The organism is Stenotrophomonas sp. 99219_Sma, from assembly GCF_056480785.1.
In genome coordinates, this window is sequence record NZ_CM151117.1 from 620,644 (window position 1) to 637,592 (window position 16,949).

Genomic DNA, 16,949 nt, shown 5'->3' on the forward strand with positions numbered 1-16,949 from the left:
TCCTGCATGACGTATTTCCTGCCGCGCCGGCTGCCTCGCCCGCGCCTGCACGGCAGGCGCGCAGCGGGCCTGTCGCTGCTGGAAATGCTGCTGGTGATCGCGCTGATCGCAGCGATCGGCCTGATTACCGCCGCCGGCCTGTCGCGCGGCTTCGCCGGCATGCAGCTGCGCAGCGCCGGCAAGGACATCGCCAACCAGCTGCGGGTGGTACGCGCGCAGGCGATCGCCCGCGGCGAGCCGCAACGCTTTGTCATCGAACCGGCAAAGCGGCGCTGGGAAGGCGCCAACCAGCGCCATGGTGACGTGCCGGCACAGCTGCAGGTGCAGTTCGAAGGCGCCGCGCAGCTGGCCACCGCGCCAGGGCAGGGCGTGATCGAGTTCCATCCCGATGGTGGCTCCAGCGGTGGCCGCATCCGGCTGCAGCGTGACGATGCCGAATGGCGCATCGACGTGGGCTGGCTGACCGGTGAGGTCCGCTCCGGCCCCTGGCGGGCACAATGAAGCGGCACGTTCGCGGCTTCACCCTGCTGGAAGTGATCATCGCCTTTGCCCTGCTCGGGCTGGCGCTGACCCTGCTGCTGGGCAGTCTGTCCGGTGGTGCCAGGCAGGTGCGCGAGGCCGAGCTGCGCACGCGCGCGATACTGCATGCGCAGTCGCTGCTGGCCGAAACCGGTGTCGCCACGCCACTGCAGGTGGGTAGCCAGCAGGGCGACTGGGAACAGGGACGCTACCACTGGGAGCTGCAGGTGCAGCCGTGGGTGGAGCCACGTGCCGGCAACGCCGTGCAGTCACAGTCGGCCGGTGCCCCCTGGCTGGCCGAACTGCAGCTGCAGGTGCGTTGGGGCGACAGCGAACGCGAGCAGCTGCGCTGGCGCAGCCTGCGCCTGCTGCCGCCGGACCTGGAGAGCGCGCGATGAAGCGCCGCGCCGCGGGTTTCACGCTGATTGAAGTGATGCTGGCCACGGTGCTGCTGGCCGGTGGCCTGGCGCTGGCGTTCGCCAGCGTCCGTTCGGCAATGGCGGTCAGTCAGCGTGGCGAGCAGATCGCGGCCGAGAGTGAGCGCATGCGCGCGGTGCAGGCGCTGTTGCGGCGGCAGCTGGCCGGTGCGCTGCGCACGCCGCTGGAAGTACCCGATCCCACCCGCGAACCGATCTTCTTCCAGGGCGAAGAGCAGCGCATGTTGTTCGCCGCCGATCTGCCGGGCTACCTCGGCCGCGGCGGACCCTACCTGCACGCGCTGCAGGTGGACGGCCGCGATGGCCAGCAGCGCCTGCTGCTGGACCTGGTGCTGCTGCAGGAAGGCGAGCGCATCGCCGAGAACCCGCCGCGCCCGCCGGAAGTGCTGGTGGAAAACCTGAAGTCGGTACAACTGCGCTATCGCGGCATCGATGCCAGTACCGGCCAGGTGAGCGACTGGATGCCGCGCTGGGACGATACCCGCCGCCTGCCGATGCTGGTGGAGATCAGGATCGTCCCGGCCAGGGGCGCGCCCTGGCCGACGCTGGTGGTGGCGCCGCGTAACGGTGGCAGCGGAGGCGCGCGATGAACCGGCAACACGGTGCGGCACTGGTACTGGTGCTGTGGTTGATCGCATTGATGACCGCGCTGGTCGGTGCGTTCGCGTTGAGCGCACGGGTCGAGCATCTGCAGCAGCGGGTGCTGGATGACGATGCACGCGGCCAGGAACGGGCGCGCGCCGGCCTGGAGTACGCGCTGCTGCGCCTGTCCGCCGATCCGCTGCGGGCGCCCTGGCGCGCTGATGGCCGAACCTACCGCTGGCAGTTCGATGACGCCAGCATCGAAATCAAGGTGCTGGACGAGAACGGCAAGATCAACCTGAACCTGGCCGACGTGACCTTGCTGACCGCGTTCCTCAAGGCGCTCGGCGAAGACGAAGGGGCAGCCCGGCAGCTGGCCGGTGCCATTGTCGACTGGCGTGATGAAGACAGCCTGCTGCAGCCGGGCGGCGGTGCCGAAGCCCCGGACTATGCGGCGGCGGGGTTGCCGTATGGCCCACGCAACAAGCGTTTCGAGACGCTCGGTGAACTGCAGCGGGTACTGGGCATGCGCGGCCCGCTGTACAAGGCCATGCTGCCGCACCTGACCCTGTACAGCCGCCAGGCACGCCCGGATCCCCAGTTCGCCAGCGCGCCGGTGCTGACCGCACTGGGCCTGGATGCGGATACCGTGCTGGCGCAGCGCGCACAGCAGGAGCGTGACGCAGATACCGCTGGTGGTGCGACAACGCTTGCCAGCAGCAGCGGCACCTATAGTATCGAGTCTCGTGCAACCGACGGCAGTGGACGCCGGTCGGTGTTGCAGGCAGTGGTACGCAATGGCTCGGGCGGGGTTCCCGGGCGGTCCTACACAGTGCTTCGCTGGGAGCAGGGAATGACAGCAAGATGACGGCATGGCAGGACAGTGTGCGGCAGGTGCAGGGCCGGATCGGCCCTGGCGCCGGCCGTTTCCTGCGCTGGTGGCGGCAATCGCTGCTGGCCTGGGTGCCGGCACGTTGGCAGTGGGCACTGGGCTGGGCACAGGCGCGCCTGCTGCTGCAGCGCCAGGGTGAGCAGCTGCAGGTCTGGCGAGAGGCCGGAGAACGCCGCGAAGCAGTTGCCAGCGTGCCATGGCCGCTGTCGCCGGCCGAACTGGACCGCGTGCTGGAACCGCGACTGCGCAGCCTGCCGCGGGTGTGGCTGCTGCCGGCCAGCGAGGTACTGCGTCGTCATCTGCGCCTGCCTGCGGCTGCGGCCGACCGGCTGCGCGCCGTGGTCGGTTTCGAGATCGACCGCCAGACGCCGTTCGAATCCAGCCAGGTCAGCTATGACGTGCGTGAACTCGGGGGCGCCGCCGAGGGCCAGCTGCAGGTCGAACTGATCGCCTGGCCACTGCGCCAGCTTGAGGCGTGGCGGGCCAGCGTAGGCGAATGGGCCGATGCACTGGCCGGTGTCGATGCCATCGACACCGAGGGTGAACCCCTGCAGGTGAATCTGCTGCCACCGGGGCAGCGCCAGCTGCGGGCAGACCCGACGCGGCGCTGGAATGTGCTGCTGGCCGTGGCCGCGCTGGTGATGCTGGTGCTGGCGGCCCTGCAGCTGCTCGACAACCGCCGCGCCGCCGCCGACGAACTGCGTGCGCAGGTCGAGCGCAGTGCACGCAGTGCGCGTGGTGTCGCCAGCGAACGCGCGCAGCTGCAGGCGCTGATCGATGGTGCCGCATTCCTGGAAAAGCAGCGCAGCCAGCGCGCCGGAACGGTGGAAATCTGGAATGAACTGACCCGGCGCCTGCCGGAGGGCACCTACCTGGAAAAGCTGGCCATCGAGAACAACAACCTGCAGCTGATCGGCCTGAGCCGCGAGGCCTCGCAGCTGGTGCAGCTGCTGCAGGACGCACCGCAGTGGCGCAAGGTCAATCTGACCGGCGTACTGCAGGCCGATGGCGCCGCCAGTGGCCGTGACCGCTTCACCATGACCGCCGAACTGCAGCCGTTGCCGGCTGCGGCCCCGACCCGGGAGGCGGCCGATGCCGATGCCAAGCGCACGCCGTGACCGCTGGCTGGCACTGGCGCTGCTGCTGGCAGTGCTGGGCCTGGCCTACCTGCTGCTGGTGCACCCCTGGTTCACCCAGCCACTGCGCGAAATCGACGCCGACGTGGCCGCCCTGCGCGAGCGCGAGCAGCGCGTGCAGGCGCAGCTGCAGCAGCAGCCGCAGATCGAACAGCGCCTGCGCGCCACCCGGGAGGCACTGCAGCAGCGGCCGGGCTTCCTGCGCGAAGCCACCGCCGAAGCTGCGGCCGCTGCGCTGGGCGCGAAGCTGCAGGATGCGGTGGCGATGGCCAGCCCGGGCAACCGCAGCTGCACCATCAGCAACCGTACGCCACTGACCGACAACCGCCGTGACGCCGAATTCGTGCGCGTGGCCATGCAGGTGCGCCTGCGTTGCGGTGTGGCCGAACTGGCCACGGTGCTGCACAGCCTGGAAACCGGCAGCCCGCGCCTGTTCGTCGACAACCTCAACCTGATCGCGCAGCGCTTCCAGCAGTCGCCCAACGAGTCCGGGCTCGGCCTGGACGTGTCGTTCGAACTGGCCGGTTACCTGCTGCCCGGTGCTGCGGCCGATGGCGCTGCGCCGGCACCTGCAGCCGAACCGGGCGCGGCGCCGCAACCGCCTTCGGCCACACCTGCACCGGCCGCCGCACCGGCTGCGCCGGAAGAAGGGCAGGAGGTGGCCGATGAAGCTTGAGCAGATCAGCCTGCGCACCGGCTTCCTGCTGGCACTGGCCGGCTGGGCGGCAGCGGTCTGGCTGGCCACCGGCTTCGGTCTGGGCAGCCAGCTGCCAGGTGCGGACGGTGATGCCGATGCGGTGCCTTCGTTGCCGGTGCTGCCGCCGTTGGCCGCAGAACGCATGGCCAGCGCCGACAGCTACAGCGCGATCGGCGAGCGACCGCTGTTCGCCGAGGACCGCAGGCCGAAGCCCTACCTGCTCGGCGGCAGCGAGCCCGCCGCCAGCGCCGCGCTGCGCCTGACCGGCGTGCTGCTGACCGGCGACTTCGGCATGGCCACCTTCACCACCGAACAGAACCGCTCGCTGCGCCTGCGCCTCAACGGTGAAGCCGTCGACGGCTGGCAGCTGGTCGCACTGCAGCCGCGTCAGGCCACCGTGATCGGCCCCGGTGGCAACCAGGTGCTGGAACTGGCGGTATTCAACGGGCAGGGGGGTGAACCACCGACCGTGCTGCGCGGCGCCAACGGTGCGCCACCGGCCGGTGCGATCGTTGTGCCGCCCCCGGCAGGCGCTCCGCCGGCACCGCCGCCGGCTGCGGCAACCGCATCGCCGTCGCCTGCTGGCAGTGCGCCAGCATCCTCGGCTGCGGCGGCCGCCACACCGCCTGCCAACAACAACGGCCCCAGCGAAGCGCAGATGCAGGCCATCCGCGAACGCATCCAGGCCCGTCGCCGCCAGCTGCAGCAACAACAACAGCAGCAACAACCGTCGCCGCCCCCGGGCGATGGCACCAACCGATAGAGTGAATGCATGAGCCTGCGTTTCCTTCCCTGGTCCTTTGCCCTCGCGCTGCTGGTCGGCTGCAGCACCGTGTCCGCACCGCATGTGCAGCGCAAGGGCAATCTGTCGCCCACTGCCGAGGCCGGCCAGGCGGCCGAAGTCGCCGCTGATGCTGCCCGTGACGCCCAGGGCGCTCCGCAGGCGGTGATCCGCCGTGGCACCGGCACCATGATCAACCGCGAAGCAGCACGCGCACCGGCTCCGGCACTGCATGGCGCCAGCACCGGTGAAGCAACCTTCAATTTCGAAGGCGAATCGGTGCATGCGGTGGTCAAGGCCATCCTCGGTGACATGCTGGGCCAGAACTACGTGATCGCACCGGGGGTGCAGGGCACAGTCACCCTGGCCACGCCCAAGCCGGTGTCGCCGGCGCAGGCGTTGAACCTGCTGGAGATGGTGCTGGGCTGGAACAATGCCCGCATGGTCTACAGCGGCGGCCGCTACAACATCGTCGCCGCCGATCAGGCATTGGCCGGTACTGTCGCGCCGAGCACGGCGCCGGCAGCCAGTGCGCGTGGCTTCGAGGTACGGGTGATCCCGCTGCAGTTCATCTCCGCAACTGAAATGAAGAAGGTGCTGGAGCCGTACGCGCGCCCCAACGCCATCGTCAACGTCGACAGCGGCCGCAACGTGATCACCCTGGGCGGTACCCGCGCCGAGCTGGAAAACTACATGCGCACCGTCGAGATCTTCGATGTCGACTGGCTGTCGGGCATGTCGGTGGGCGTGTTCCCGATCCAGTCCGGCAAGGCCGAGCAGGTGGCCGCCGACCTTGAGAAGGTGTTCGGCGAGGAGAGCAAGACGCCCAGCGCCGGCATGTTCCGCTTCCTGCCGCTGGAAAACGCCAACGCGGTGCTGGTGATCACCCCGCAGGTGCGTTACCTGGACCAGATCCAGCAGTGGCTGGACCGCATCGACACCGCCGGTGGCAGCGCCCGCCTGTTCTCCTATGAGCTGCGCTACATCAAGGCGCGCGATCTGGCCGAACGCCTCAGTGAAGCCTTCGCCAGCAGCGGCAACCGCGGCGGCTCCAGCCCGGCCTCGCTGGCACCGGGTGCAATGCCGTCGCAGCTGGGCAGCGACGGTGAGCGTGGCATGGACAGCAACAACAGCAGCAATTTCGGTTCGACGCCGGGCAGTGGCTCCAGTGGCACCGGCAACGGCAGCATGAACCTGCCGCAGCGCCAGTCCGGCAATGTCAGCGTCAGCCTGGAAGTGGAAGGCGATCGCGTGGGCGTGTCGGCGGTGGAGGAAACCAACACCCTGCTGGTGCGCTCGACCCCGCAGGCCTGGCGTTCGATCCGCGAAGTGATCGAGAAGCTGGACGTGATGCCGCTGCAGGTGCATATCGAAGCGCAGGTGGCCGAGGTCGCACTGGAGGGGGACCTGAAGTACGGCGTGAACTGGTTCTTCGACAACGCGGTGGCCGGGCGCGCGCTGACCGGCGCATTGGCCGGCGTGACCCTGCCGGCCGCCGCCGGCGGCTCCTGGAGCAGCTTTGCCGGTGCCGCGACCGGTGGCGAAGGCCTTGGCTGGGCATTCACCGGCCACAATGGCGCGGCGGTGGTGAGCGCGCTGGACAAGGTCACCGATGTGCGCCTGCTGCAGACCCCCTCGGTGTTCGTGCGCAACAACGCCGAGGCCACGCTCAACGTGGGTGACAAGGTGCCGATCAATACCACCACGGTGAACACCGGTATCGGCACCAGCAGCTACAGCTCGGTACAGTACATCGACACCGGCGTGATCCTGAAGGTGCGCCCGCGCGTCACCCGCGACGGCACGGTATTCCTCGACATCGTGCAGGAAGTGAGCAGCGCCTCGAACGTGCCGGAGAACTGCAACCCGCAGGAGCGCAACTGCAACCCGCGGATTTCCACCAAGAAGCTGTCGACCGAAGCGGCGGTGCAGAGCGGCGACACCATCATGCTGGCCGGCCTGATCACCGACACGGGCACCGATGGCAGCAGCGGCATCCCCGGCCTGAGCCGGATTCCGGTGGTGGGCGCACTGTTCGGGCAGAAGAGCCGCACCAGCCGTCGTTCGGAGGTGATCGTGCTGCTGACGCCGAGCATCGTGCGCAACGGGCAGGAGGCACGCACCCTGACCGACGAGTACAGCCAGCGCTTCCGCGCGATGGAACCGCTGAACCAGCCGCGCGCAAAGAAGTAAGGGGTTTACGGCCGGGCTGCGCCCGGCACCCGCAGAGGCCAGAGCTGGAGCAACGGCAACAGCGGGTTTACTGAGGGGGGCGGGGCACTGTGGGTTTGCGGGGACGCCGTAAATCCGTCCATGGAGGCTTGGTCGCCGCATCCATGCGGCTCACACCCCGCAAACCCACAGTGCCCCGCCTTCGACAGTTTCCTGCTGCTGTTGGTAGGTGTCGACCTTGGTCGACACGGTAGATCCACGCCATGCGTGAATGCTTTTCGATTCCAATTCGAAATATTCGATTCCGATGGAGATTCATCCACGCATGGCGTGGATCTACTGCAGATCGCAGAGATCTGTCGAAGGCGGGGTGGGTCCGGTTGTGGGGGCGTGAGCCGCATGGGCCCGAGGCATGCCTCGGGCGGGTTGGGCAGGACGCCCAACCCCGGTCTTGCCGTGTGCGCAGGACAGCGCACACGAGCAAGCGGCGACCGAGCTTACATGGACGTACTTGCAGCGTCCCCCGCAACCGGACCCACCCCGCCATCCCCCAGGAACCCAGCTTTTGCTCCGGCTGTTGCTTCGGCTCTGGCTCTGGCCTCTGCAGGTGCCGGGTGCAACCCGGCCGATACCCTCCCAGTGCTAGGCTGTGGCTACCGACAACCACGGAGGCGGGATGGGGGCGATCGTGTTGTTGCCGCTGTGCGTGGACGATGCCGCGCTCGACCGCTGCCTGGCCGCGCTGGATGCCGGCACCGCGCCGGGAACCGCGGTCTGGCTGGCCGATGACGCGCAGACCGGCCCGCGTGCGCAGGCGGTGGTGGAGCACTGGTTGGCGCATACGCCATTGCAGGCCGAATACACCCGCCGCGCGCGGCCGTTGGGCGAGGTCGCCCATCTGGATGAGATGCTGCGCGCCTGCGAGGGCATGGACGTGGCGGTGCTGGCGCCGGACAGCGTGCCCGCGCCGGGCTGGCTGCAGCAGCTGCAGGATGCCTTCGCCCGCGACGCCGCCATCGCCACCGCAACCCCGTGGTGCAATGCCGGCGAAACCGCTGCATGGCCGCGGCTGGGCGAAATCAATCCCGAACCGGAGGACCCGGCGCTGCTGGCACACACCTGTGCCACGCTGCCGGTGCTGCATCCGGAGCTGCCCTCGGCGGTCACCCACGCGGTACTGGTGCGCGGCAACGCGCGTCGCCGCGCCGGCGGCCTGGACGTGGACAGCTACGCCGGCTGGAACGCGGCACTGGTGGACCTGAGCCTGCGCATGGCTGGCCTGGGATGGCGCAACGTGCTGTGCGAGACCGCCTTCGTCAGCCGGGCAGGGGAGGCGGTCAGCCGTGATGGCGATCTCGAGGCCCTGGCCGCGCGCTGGCCGGGGTGGGTGCCACGGTTGGCTGACTTCCTCATGCACGATCCGTTGCATGGCCTGCGTGCCGATCTGCAGCAGCGCATGCGGCAGGCGATAATGCCGAAGGAACAGGGTGACCTGTTCGTCTCGTCTTCCGCGCCGGAGCCTCCTGCTTGAATGTTGCCATTGCCGCCATCGTCGTCACCTACCAGAGCGGCAGCACCATCGACGCCTGCCTCTCGCGTCTGCGCCAGGCGCAGGACGTGGCCGAGATCCGGGTGATCGACAATGGCTCGATGGATGGCACGCTGGATATCGTGCAGCGCCATGCCAGCCACGACCCGCGCGTGCGTTTCGTCGGCAATCCGGACAATCCCGGCTTTGCCGCCGCCAACAACCAGGGCGTGGCCGATTCGCACAGCCCATGGCTGGCCTTCATCAACCCGGACCTGATGGTCGAACCGGAGACGTTGGCCGCACTGCGCAGCCGCGCGGAAGGACTGGGGGACTGCCTGCTCGGTGTCGAGCAGGTGGACGAGCAGGGCCATGCCGACGAAGCCGTGCGCCGCCGCGACCCGGATTTCCTGATGATGCTGCGCTCGCCGGGCAAGGGCTCGAAGCTGGCGGTGCCGCGTGACCCGCAGCAGGCGCTGCAGCGGGTGCCGGCGCTGTCCGGTGCGCTGCTGATGATGCCGCGTGCATTGTTCGACTGCATCGGAGGTTGGGACGCCGGCTATCGTCTGCATGCCGAAGACCTGGACCTGTGCCGGCGTGCACGCGAAGCCGGAGCAGTGGTGGCGATCGCCAATGACCTGCAGGTCACCCACGTTCGTGGCGTCTCCAGCCGCTCGCGGCCGTTCTTCGTGGAATGGCACAAGCACAAGGGCCTGTGGCGCTATTTCCAGAAGTTTGAGGCCAGGCAGCGTTCGCTGCCGGTGCGGGTAGCGGTGTGGGGCGCGATCTGGGCGCACGCGCTGATGCTGGTGCCGAAGCTGCTGCGCAGGGCGCTGTAGCGCCGCAAGAGCATCCACGCATGGCGTGGATCTACCAATGTTGTTTCCCGTGAGCTGAGTGTGGCCGCAGGCACCCCGGTTCACCCTGCCGGGCGCATAATCCGCCCCATGCCTATCATCCAGTCCCTGCTCGACACCGACCTGTACAAGTTCACCATGATGCAGGCGGTGCTCCACCAGCACCCCGGCGCCCAGGTGCAGTACCGGTTCAAGTGCCGCACGCCCGGCATCGACCTGGCCCATTACATCGACCAGATCGACGAAGAGATCGACCACCTGTGCAGCCTGCGTTTCAGCGACGCGGAGCTGGACTACATGCGTGGCCTGCGCTTCGTGAAGCCGGACTTCGCCGATTTCCTCGGCCTGTTCCACCTCGACCGCAAGTACATCCAGCTGCGCGCGTCGAAGACCGTGCCCGGCGAGATCGAACTGGACATCACCGGGCCCTGGCTGCACACCATTCTGTTCGAAGTGCCGCTGCTGGCGATCATCAACGAAGTCTGGTTCCGCAACACCACCACCGCCGACTTCGCCGAGGGCGAGCGCCGCCTGCAGGCCAAGGCCGCGCTGCTGCGTGATACCCCGGGGTTCGAGCAGTGCCGCATCGCCGACTACGGCAGCCGCCGCCGCTACTCGCGTGACTGGCATGCCCGTCTGCTGCCGCTGCTGCGCGATGCGCTCGGCCCGCAGCTGGTCGGCACCAGCAACGTGCACTTCGCCCGCCTGTACGGCATGACCCCGCACGGCACCATGGCCCATGAGTACCTGCAGGCGTTCCAGGCGCTGGGCCCGCGCCTGCGCGATTCGCAGGTGGCGGCACTGGAGTCGTGGGCACGCGAGTATCGCGGCGACCTCGGCATCGCGCTGTCCGACGTGGTCGGCCTGGATGCGTTCCTGCGCGACTTCGACATGTACTTCTGCAAGCTGTTCGACGGCGTCCGCCATGACTCCGGCGATCCGTTCGACTGGGGCGACCGCATGCTGGCCCACTTCCAGCAGCGCCGGGTGGATGCACGCAGCAAGGTGCTGGTGTTCAGCGACGGGCTCGACATCGCCAAGGTGATGCGCCTGTACGACTACTTCCGTGGTCGCTGCCAGGTCGCCTTCGGCGTCGGCACCCACCTGACCAATGATCTGGGGCCAACGCCGCTCAACATCGTCATCAAGATGGTCCGCTGCAACGGCCAGCCGGTGGCCAAGCTCAGCGATTCGCCGGGCAAGAGCATGTGCGACGACCCGGGCTACCTGGCCTATCTGCGCCAGGTGTTCGAGCTGCCGCCGGCGTAAACACGTCGGCTTACAGGTAGTCGACCACCACCAGGTAGGCGCCCTGCAGCGGCTGCTGCTTCGAAGCCTGCACGCTGTAACGCTCGGAGAAGGCGATATCGCCGGCGCGCATCGCGCTGGCCGACACCGACAGCTTCTGGCCCTGGCGCTTGCCGTCGCGCAGCGTCGCGGCCTGGCCATCGGCCAGCGCCGTCACGGCCACCGTCGAGCCCTTGGCCGAGGGCGGGCAGGCGGCCAGGCTCAGCTCACCCTGGGACAGGTTCGTCGTGCAGCCCGGCTCGGCGATACGGCCGCTGAAACGGATGCTGCCGCTGCTGGCCTGGGCCAGCGCACTGACGGACATCAGAGCCACACACAGCAGAATGGAGTTCCTCATGACACGTTCTCTGGTTCGGTGTGTCCTAGTTAGCGACAGGTTCGATCCGTCTTTAATAGGACAAATCCGAATCTGCTAGGGCCATCACCAAGAAAGAGTGATGCGCATCAAATAAGGCGATTTCCACCTAAAAAAAGCCTGTTTTCCGCATGCCGAACGCGCCACGGGAAGCGTCATGCAGGGTCGTTTGTGACCTGATCGCCTTGCCGTCAAATCCCCCACGCCCGCCGGGCTCTCATTCCGCCTACCACGTCACATTTGAGGCGTCAATGAATTGGCGTTCAGAAAAATAATGAGACTTTCATCACAGTTGTGCCTATACTTGCGTCACGGATTCAGGGGAAGGTATGTCCGAGTCCGGCCACAGGTGAGACGCAAGGATGGGTCTTGATAGCCCGGCAGTGCTCCTTGCTTCCTCCTCTACTTCTCATCTCTTCAGTAGGGTTAGGTAAAAGCGAATGCACAAGATCAATATCATCGCCGCTCTGATGCTGGCCGCCGCTCCGCTGGCCGCCAACGCCGCCGACGGCACCATCACCTTCAACGGCAAGGTGACCGACAAGACCTGCACCATCTCGACCCCGGGCGGCAAGGACTTCTCCGTCAACCTGCCGACCGTGTCCAAGAACACCCTGGCCGCCGCCGGTAACGTTGCCGGTCGCACCCCGTTCGCCATCAACCTGACCAAGTGCAGCGCCGGCAACGTCGCGACCTACTTCGAGCCGGGTTCGACCGTTGACTTCAACACCGGTCGCCTGCTGAACCAGGCTTCGGCCAACGCTGCCACCAACGTGCAGCTGCAGCTGCTGGGCTCGAACAACCAGGTCCTGCCGATCAAGGCTGCAGGCGCTGGCCAGGCCCAGACCAACTCGCAGTGGGTCACCGTCGGCACCGACGGCTCGGCCGATCTGAACTACTACGCTGAGTACTACGCCACTGCCGCCGCCACCCCGGGCGACGTCACCAGCAGCGTCAAGTACACGATCATCTACAACTGATCGTAGTCGTACCCGCACTGGCCGGCGTACGCGCCGGCCAGTGCATCGCGGCCCCTGGCCACATACCTCGAGCGTAGTACTTCCGATGAAAGCATTCTTTCCCCGGGCGCTGCTGCTGGCAGCGTTCACGCTGCCCTTCTGCCAGAACGCTCTGGCCGGCGTGGTGGTCAATGGCACGCGAGTGATCTATCCGGCGCAGGCGCGCGAAGTCACCGTGCAGGTCGACAACGTGGGCGATTCGCCGGCGCTGGTGCAGGCCTGGATCGACAGCGGCGACGCCAACCAGACCGCCGATACCAGCGATGCCCCGTTCGTGCTGACGCCGCCGATCGCGCGCGTCGAACCGGGCCGCAGCCAGGCGCTGCGACTGATCTTCTCCGGCGCGCAGCTGCCGACCGACCGCGAGTCGGTGTTCTGGCTCAACGTGCTGGATGTTCCGCCGTCCCCGGACAACGCCGACAGCGGCGAACAGAATTACCTGCAGGTCGCGTTCCGTTCGCGCCTGAAGCTTTTCTACCGGCCGCAGGGCCTGAAGGGCGTCGCCAACGACGCGCCGGCAGCGCTGCGCTGGATCCGCACGGGCGACCGTCTGCGGGTGGAAAACCCGAGCCCCTTCCACGTCACTCTGGCCGAAGTACATGCCGTGACCGGCAGCAGTGAAAAGGCCGTCGAGGACAAGGGCGCGATGGTCGCGCCGAAGCAGAGCCTGGAGTTCGCCGCACCGGCGGGCACCGACCAGGTCCGCTTCATCACCATCAACGACTACGGCGGCCGGGTGGAACACACCATCCGCCTCGGCAGCACCGGGGGCTGAACGCGCCGCGCCGGCCTTGGGCCTGCGCATCCCGCCACCGCCGCTGTGCGGCGAATTGAAGGAATGTCAGTGTGATCGGAAACAGATTGACATTGTCGATCCATCAGGCGCTTTGCCTGTTGGTTGCTGGCGTGGCCTGCCCAGGATGGGCGCTGGCTGCCCCGGCCAATCTCGGCGAACAGGCGCTGATGGCGCAGAGTGGTGCGGCCAATGCGCGTGCACCGGAATCGGCCCAGTTCAACTCCAGCTTCCTGTCTGGCCAGGCCAAGCAGGTCGATCTGGCGGCCTTCAGCAACGGCAACCCGATGGTGGCCGGCAACTACCGTGTCGACGTCTACGTCAACGGTGCCTGGCAGGGCCGTCGCGATCTGCAGTTCAAGGCCGATGCGCAGGGCCGTGTCGACGCCTGCCTGCCGCTGCCGATGCTGGAAGAAATGGGCGTGGACAGCGAAGCCGTGCTGCTGCAGCAGGATCCGTCCGTGCCGACCGACAAGACCAGCTGCGTGCCGGTCCAGCAGCGCATGGCCAATGCCTATGGTGTCTATGACAGCGGCAACCTGCGCTACGACCTGAGCATCCCGCAGGTGTTCCTGCGTCGTGAGGCACGCGGCTACGTCAACCCGGCGCTGTGGGACCGCGGCATCAATGCCGGCTTCGTCGGCTACAGCTTCAATGCCATCGACAGCGACAGCCGTGTCGAAGGTGGCCAGCGCAACCGCAGTGCCTACCTCGGCCTCAACGCCGGCATGAACCTGGGTGGCTGGCAGTTCCGCCACGATTCGAACCTGACCTGGTCCGAGGGCGATGGCCGCCATTGGCAGAGCATCGCCACCTATGCGCAGCGCGGCATCCCGCAGGTGCGCGGCATGCTCACCATCGGTGAGGCCTACACCACCGGTGAACTGTTCGACTCGATCGGTTACCGCGGTGCCAGCCTGGCCAGCGACGACCGCATGCTGCCCGATTCGCTGCGCGGTTACGCGCCGGTCGTGCGCGGCATCGCCGAGACCAACGCACGCATCGAAGTGCGCCAGAACGAGCAGCTGATCTACTCCTCCACCGTGTCGCCGGGCAGCTTCGTCATCGACGACCTGTACCCGACCGGCTACGGCGGCGACCTGGAAGTGAGCGTGATCGAGGCCGATGGCCGCCGCCGCGAATTCAAGGTGCCGTTCGGTTCGGTGCCGCAGATGCTGCGCGAAGGCGTGTCGCGTTACTCACTGACCGCCGGCCAGGTGCGCAACAAGCTGCTGGCCGATGAGCCGTGGCTGGTGCAGGGCACCTACCAGCGCGGTATCGGCAACCAGCTGACGCTGTACGGTGGCAGTGCACTGAGCGACGGCTACCTGTCGCTGCTGTACGGCGTCGGCCTGTCCACGCCGGTTGGCGCGTTCGCCGCCGACGTCACCCACGCACGTACGACGTTCGACCACTACGGCAACCACACCGGTGCCAGCGTGCGCTTGAGCTACAGCAACATGATCGGCGAGACCGGGACCAACCTGACCCTGGCCGCCTACCGCTATTCGACCGAAGGCTTCTACAGCCTGCAGGACGCGCTATATGGCCGTGATGCGGACAAGCGCGGCATCGATCCGACCACCCGTGGCCGTCAGCGCAGCCAGTTCCAGGTAACGCTGAACCAGCCGCTGGGCCGTCGCGGCGGCGCGCTGTACGTGACCGGCTCGGTGCGTGACTTCTACGACCGCCCCGGCACCTCCAAGCAGTATCAGGTGGGCTACAACAACGCCTGGCGTTCGGTGAACTACGGCTTCTCGGCGCTGCGCACCGAAGAGGGCGTGCTCGGCCGTTCCGATACCCAGTACCTGCTGTCGATGAGCGTGCCGCTGGGTCGTGGTTCGCACCCGGTGTCGTTCAGCGCCGACCTCGGCGTGCGCGAGCGCGGTGGTTACGACAACAGTCGCGTTGGCATCACCGGTTCGACCGGCATCGACAACAACTTCAGCTACGGTGTGGCGCTGTCCGACTCCCGCGAAGGTGGCACCACCGCGGTGGGCAGTGCGGAATACCGCAGCCGCTACAGCGCGTTGAACGCGACCTACAGCCACTCGCGCGATTTCCGCCAGGCGTCGGTCGGTGCCAACGGCAGCGTGGTCGTGCATCCGGGTGGCTTCACCTTCACCCCGCAGCGTGGCGACACCATGGTGCTGGTGGAAGCGCCGGGCGCACGCGATGCGATCGTCAGCAACGCCCCGGGCCTGCGCGTCGATGGCCGCGGCTACGCGGTGGTCCCGTACGTGTCGCCGTACCGCCTCAACACCGTCACCCTCGACCCGCAGGGCATGGCCCACGACGTCGAGCTGGAAAGCACCAGCCAGTCGATCGCGCCGTTCGCCGGTGCCATCAGCTACCTGCGCTTCGATACCCGCAAGGGCAACGCGCTGCTGATCCAGGTGCGCAACCCCGATGGCCGCACCATGCCGTTCGGTGCGCAGGTCAAGGACGAGCAGGGCCAGCCGGTGGGCATGGTCAGCCAGGGCGGCCGCCTGTACGTGCGCAGCGAGAAGAACCAGGGCCAGTTGCAGGTCGAGTGGGGCGCAGGTGCCGATCAGCGCTGCACCATTGATTACCAGGTACCGGCGGGCGCCGACGCGTCCAAGACCGGCTTCATCCCGCTGGAGGCAGCATGCCGATGATTTCTTCCCGTGGCCGCAAGGCATTGGCCGCGTTGGCCCTGCTGGGTGGCGTGCTGCTGGCGCAGCAGGCCAGTGCGGCCTGCCGCATCCAGATCAACGGCTTCGTTGCACAGGACGTGCAGATGGACATGGGTCAGATCGTGATCCTGCCCAGTACACCGGTGGGTGGCGTGATCAAGGAAATCAGCGTGCCGATCAACCAGCAGAACAGCGTTGCCCGCTGTGACTACTGGTATAGCGGCTACTCGACAGGCGAGTACGTCAACGCGCCGCAGAAGCGACCGGTGGCCGGCTTTGCCAACGTCTATGAGACCGGCGTGGCCGGTGTGGGCATTCGCCTGTTCCGCGACTCCGGCGCGATCCAGGCCTATTACCCACATACCATCAATTTCGCGGCCAACTCCACGATCTCGCTGATCGGTGGCCAGTTCCGCATCCAGCTGATCAAGACCGCCGCGCAGACCGGTTCGGGCGTGATCGCACCGAACGGTCGCTTCACCACCTACTACTTCGATGGTGATGGCCCCAGCCGCCCGGTGCTGACCTCCACCTTCAGGGGCTCGGGCACCACCGTGGTCAGCCCGACCTGCGAAGTGCAGGCGGGCAGTCGCAACATTGCCGTCGATTTCGGCAGCGTGCCCAACACCACGTTCACCGGTGTCGGTTCCAAGGCTGTAGATCGCGATTTCGAGATACGCCTGAACTGCCAGGGCAGCAACGTTGCTGCCTACCAGAGCAAGATCGGCATCCGCCTCGACGCCGACCAGGACAGCTCGAACATGCCGGGCGTGCTGAAGCTCAGCGCGGCCACCAACAGTGCCACCCGCATCGGCATCCAGATGGTCCAGCGTGATGGCAGCACCGAGCGCGAAGTGCGTTTCGGCCAGACCGTCAACGTCGGCACCACCGTGCCGGGTACCAGTGTCATGGCGCTGCCGCTGCGTGCCCGCTATGTGCAGACCCAGGCCGGCACGGTGGGTGCAGGTGTCGCAAACGGCCAGGCCACCTTCACCATCCAGTACGAGTAAGGCGGCCGCAGGCCGCGCCACTGCTGCGTTCCACCGCAACGTCGCCCGTTCCACGGGCGGCGTTGACTGCGTCTTGATCTTCCAACGATGAAGATCAATGCCACGACGCACGTACCATCATTCGAATGTGATGTACGTCGCGATTTTGGAGTTTCCTCATGAGGTGACCGTCTCCTGCCTGCGGGTGTTGGACGGGAACGCCGAAA

Annotated in this window: 16 protein-coding genes; 15 read left to right on the forward strand and 1 reads right to left on the reverse strand. The window is 67.3% G+C overall.

Translation table 11 applies throughout. The features are described from left to right. Positions 1-6 precede the first annotated feature (6 nt). The 11 genes from xpsH to pncB all read left to right on the forward strand — a co-directional run bounded on the left by xpsH (position 7) and on the right by pncB (position 10,870). Positions 7-501: a type II secretion system protein XpsH gene (gene xpsH, locus ACZK13_RS02770; protein ID WP_032130132.1), complete on the forward strand. Its 495-nt coding sequence runs from the start codon at positions 7-9 to the stop codon at positions 499-501. Continuing rightward, entirely contained in the window at positions 498-917 is a 420-nt protein-coding gene (gene xpsI / locus ACZK13_RS02775; RefSeq protein ID WP_032130131.1) for a type II secretion system protein XpsI, read from the forward strand. The genes xpsH and xpsI overlap by 4 nt, the downstream gene beginning before the upstream one ends. Then, positions 914-1,546 carry a type II secretion system protein J gene (locus ACZK13_RS02780; RefSeq protein WP_180838638.1) on the forward strand — a complete coding sequence of 211 codons (633 nt, stop codon included), beginning with the start codon at positions 914-916 and terminating at the stop codon, positions 1,544-1,546. The genes xpsI and ACZK13_RS02780 overlap by 4 nt, the downstream gene beginning before the upstream one ends. Next, positions 1,543-2,406: a type II secretion system minor pseudopilin gene (locus tag ACZK13_RS02785; protein ID WP_032130129.1), complete on the forward strand. Its 864-nt coding sequence runs from the start codon at positions 1,543-1,545 to the stop codon at positions 2,404-2,406. Before ACZK13_RS02780 ends, ACZK13_RS02785 begins: the two co-directional genes overlap by 4 nt. Further along, on the forward strand, positions 2,403-3,548 hold the full coding sequence (locus ACZK13_RS02790) for a PilN domain-containing protein (RefSeq protein ID WP_032130128.1): 1,146 nt from the start codon (positions 2,403-2,405) through the stop codon (positions 3,546-3,548). The genes ACZK13_RS02785 and ACZK13_RS02790 overlap by 4 nt, the downstream gene beginning before the upstream one ends. Continuing rightward, on the forward strand, positions 3,523-4,242 hold the full coding sequence (gspM, locus tag ACZK13_RS02795; RefSeq protein ID WP_032130127.1) for a type II secretion system protein GspM: 720 nt from the start codon (positions 3,523-3,525) through the stop codon (positions 4,240-4,242). The genes ACZK13_RS02790 and gspM overlap by 26 nt, the downstream gene beginning before the upstream one ends. Next, positions 4,232-5,026: a hypothetical protein gene (locus tag ACZK13_RS02800; RefSeq protein WP_032130126.1), complete on the forward strand. Its 795-nt coding sequence runs from the start codon at positions 4,232-4,234 to the stop codon at positions 5,024-5,026. The genes gspM and ACZK13_RS02800 overlap by 11 nt, the downstream gene beginning before the upstream one ends. A gap of 9 nt (positions 5,027-5,035) precedes the next feature. Continuing rightward, positions 5,036-7,237: a type II secretion system secretin GspD gene (gene gspD / locus ACZK13_RS02805; RefSeq protein WP_478477908.1), complete on the forward strand. Its 2,202-nt coding sequence runs from the start codon at positions 5,036-5,038 to the stop codon at positions 7,235-7,237. Between the two features lie 655 nt (positions 7,238-7,892). Continuing rightward, on the forward strand, positions 7,893-8,747 hold the full coding sequence (locus ACZK13_RS02810; protein ID WP_032128059.1) for a glycosyltransferase family 2 protein: 855 nt from the start codon (positions 7,893-7,895) through the stop codon (positions 8,745-8,747). Then, positions 8,744-9,583 carry a glycosyltransferase family 2 protein gene (locus tag ACZK13_RS02815; RefSeq protein WP_032128058.1) on the forward strand — a complete coding sequence of 280 codons (840 nt, stop codon included), beginning with the start codon at positions 8,744-8,746 and terminating at the stop codon, positions 9,581-9,583. The genes ACZK13_RS02810 and ACZK13_RS02815 overlap by 4 nt, the downstream gene beginning before the upstream one ends. A 108-nt stretch (positions 9,584-9,691) precedes the next feature. Further along, positions 9,692-10,870: a nicotinate phosphoribosyltransferase gene (pncB, locus tag ACZK13_RS02820; protein ID WP_010482009.1), complete on the forward strand. Its 1,179-nt coding sequence runs from the start codon at positions 9,692-9,694 to the stop codon at positions 10,868-10,870. Between the two features lie 10 nt (positions 10,871-10,880). Here the strand turns inward: pncB and ACZK13_RS02825 are convergent, their stop codons facing one another. Beyond that, the gene (locus ACZK13_RS02825; protein ID WP_014645902.1) at positions 10,881-11,246 is read right to left on the reverse strand and encodes a hypothetical protein; all 366 of its coding nucleotides are present in this window, start codon (positions 11,244-11,246) and stop codon (positions 10,881-10,883) included. Positions 11,247-11,704: 458 nt separating this feature from the next. Here ACZK13_RS02825 and ACZK13_RS02830 point away from each other — a divergent pair, with 458 nt between their 5' ends. The 4 genes from ACZK13_RS02830 (at position 11,705) to ACZK13_RS02845 (ending at position 16,743) form a co-directional block, all read left to right on the forward strand. Then, positions 11,705-12,244, forward strand: a complete 540-nt coding sequence (locus tag ACZK13_RS02830; protein ID WP_032128057.1) for a fimbrial protein — start codon at positions 11,705-11,707, stop codon at positions 12,242-12,244. An 85-nt stretch (positions 12,245-12,329) separates the two neighbouring features. Beyond that, complete coding sequence (locus tag ACZK13_RS02835; protein ID WP_253143425.1) at positions 12,330-13,058, forward strand: fimbrial biogenesis chaperone; 729 nt, start codon at positions 12,330-12,332, stop codon at positions 13,056-13,058. A gap of 92 nt (positions 13,059-13,150) precedes the next feature. Then, positions 13,151-15,715 carry a fimbria/pilus outer membrane usher protein gene (locus ACZK13_RS02840; RefSeq protein WP_317618049.1) on the forward strand — a complete coding sequence of 855 codons (2,565 nt, stop codon included), beginning with the start codon at positions 13,151-13,153 and terminating at the stop codon, positions 15,713-15,715. Continuing rightward, a complete protein-coding gene (locus tag ACZK13_RS02845) occupies positions 15,706-16,743 on the forward strand; it encodes a fimbrial protein (protein ID WP_253143427.1) in 1,038 nt (345 codons plus the stop codon). The genes ACZK13_RS02840 and ACZK13_RS02845 overlap by 10 nt, the downstream gene beginning before the upstream one ends. Positions 16,744-16,949 lie beyond the last annotated feature (206 nt).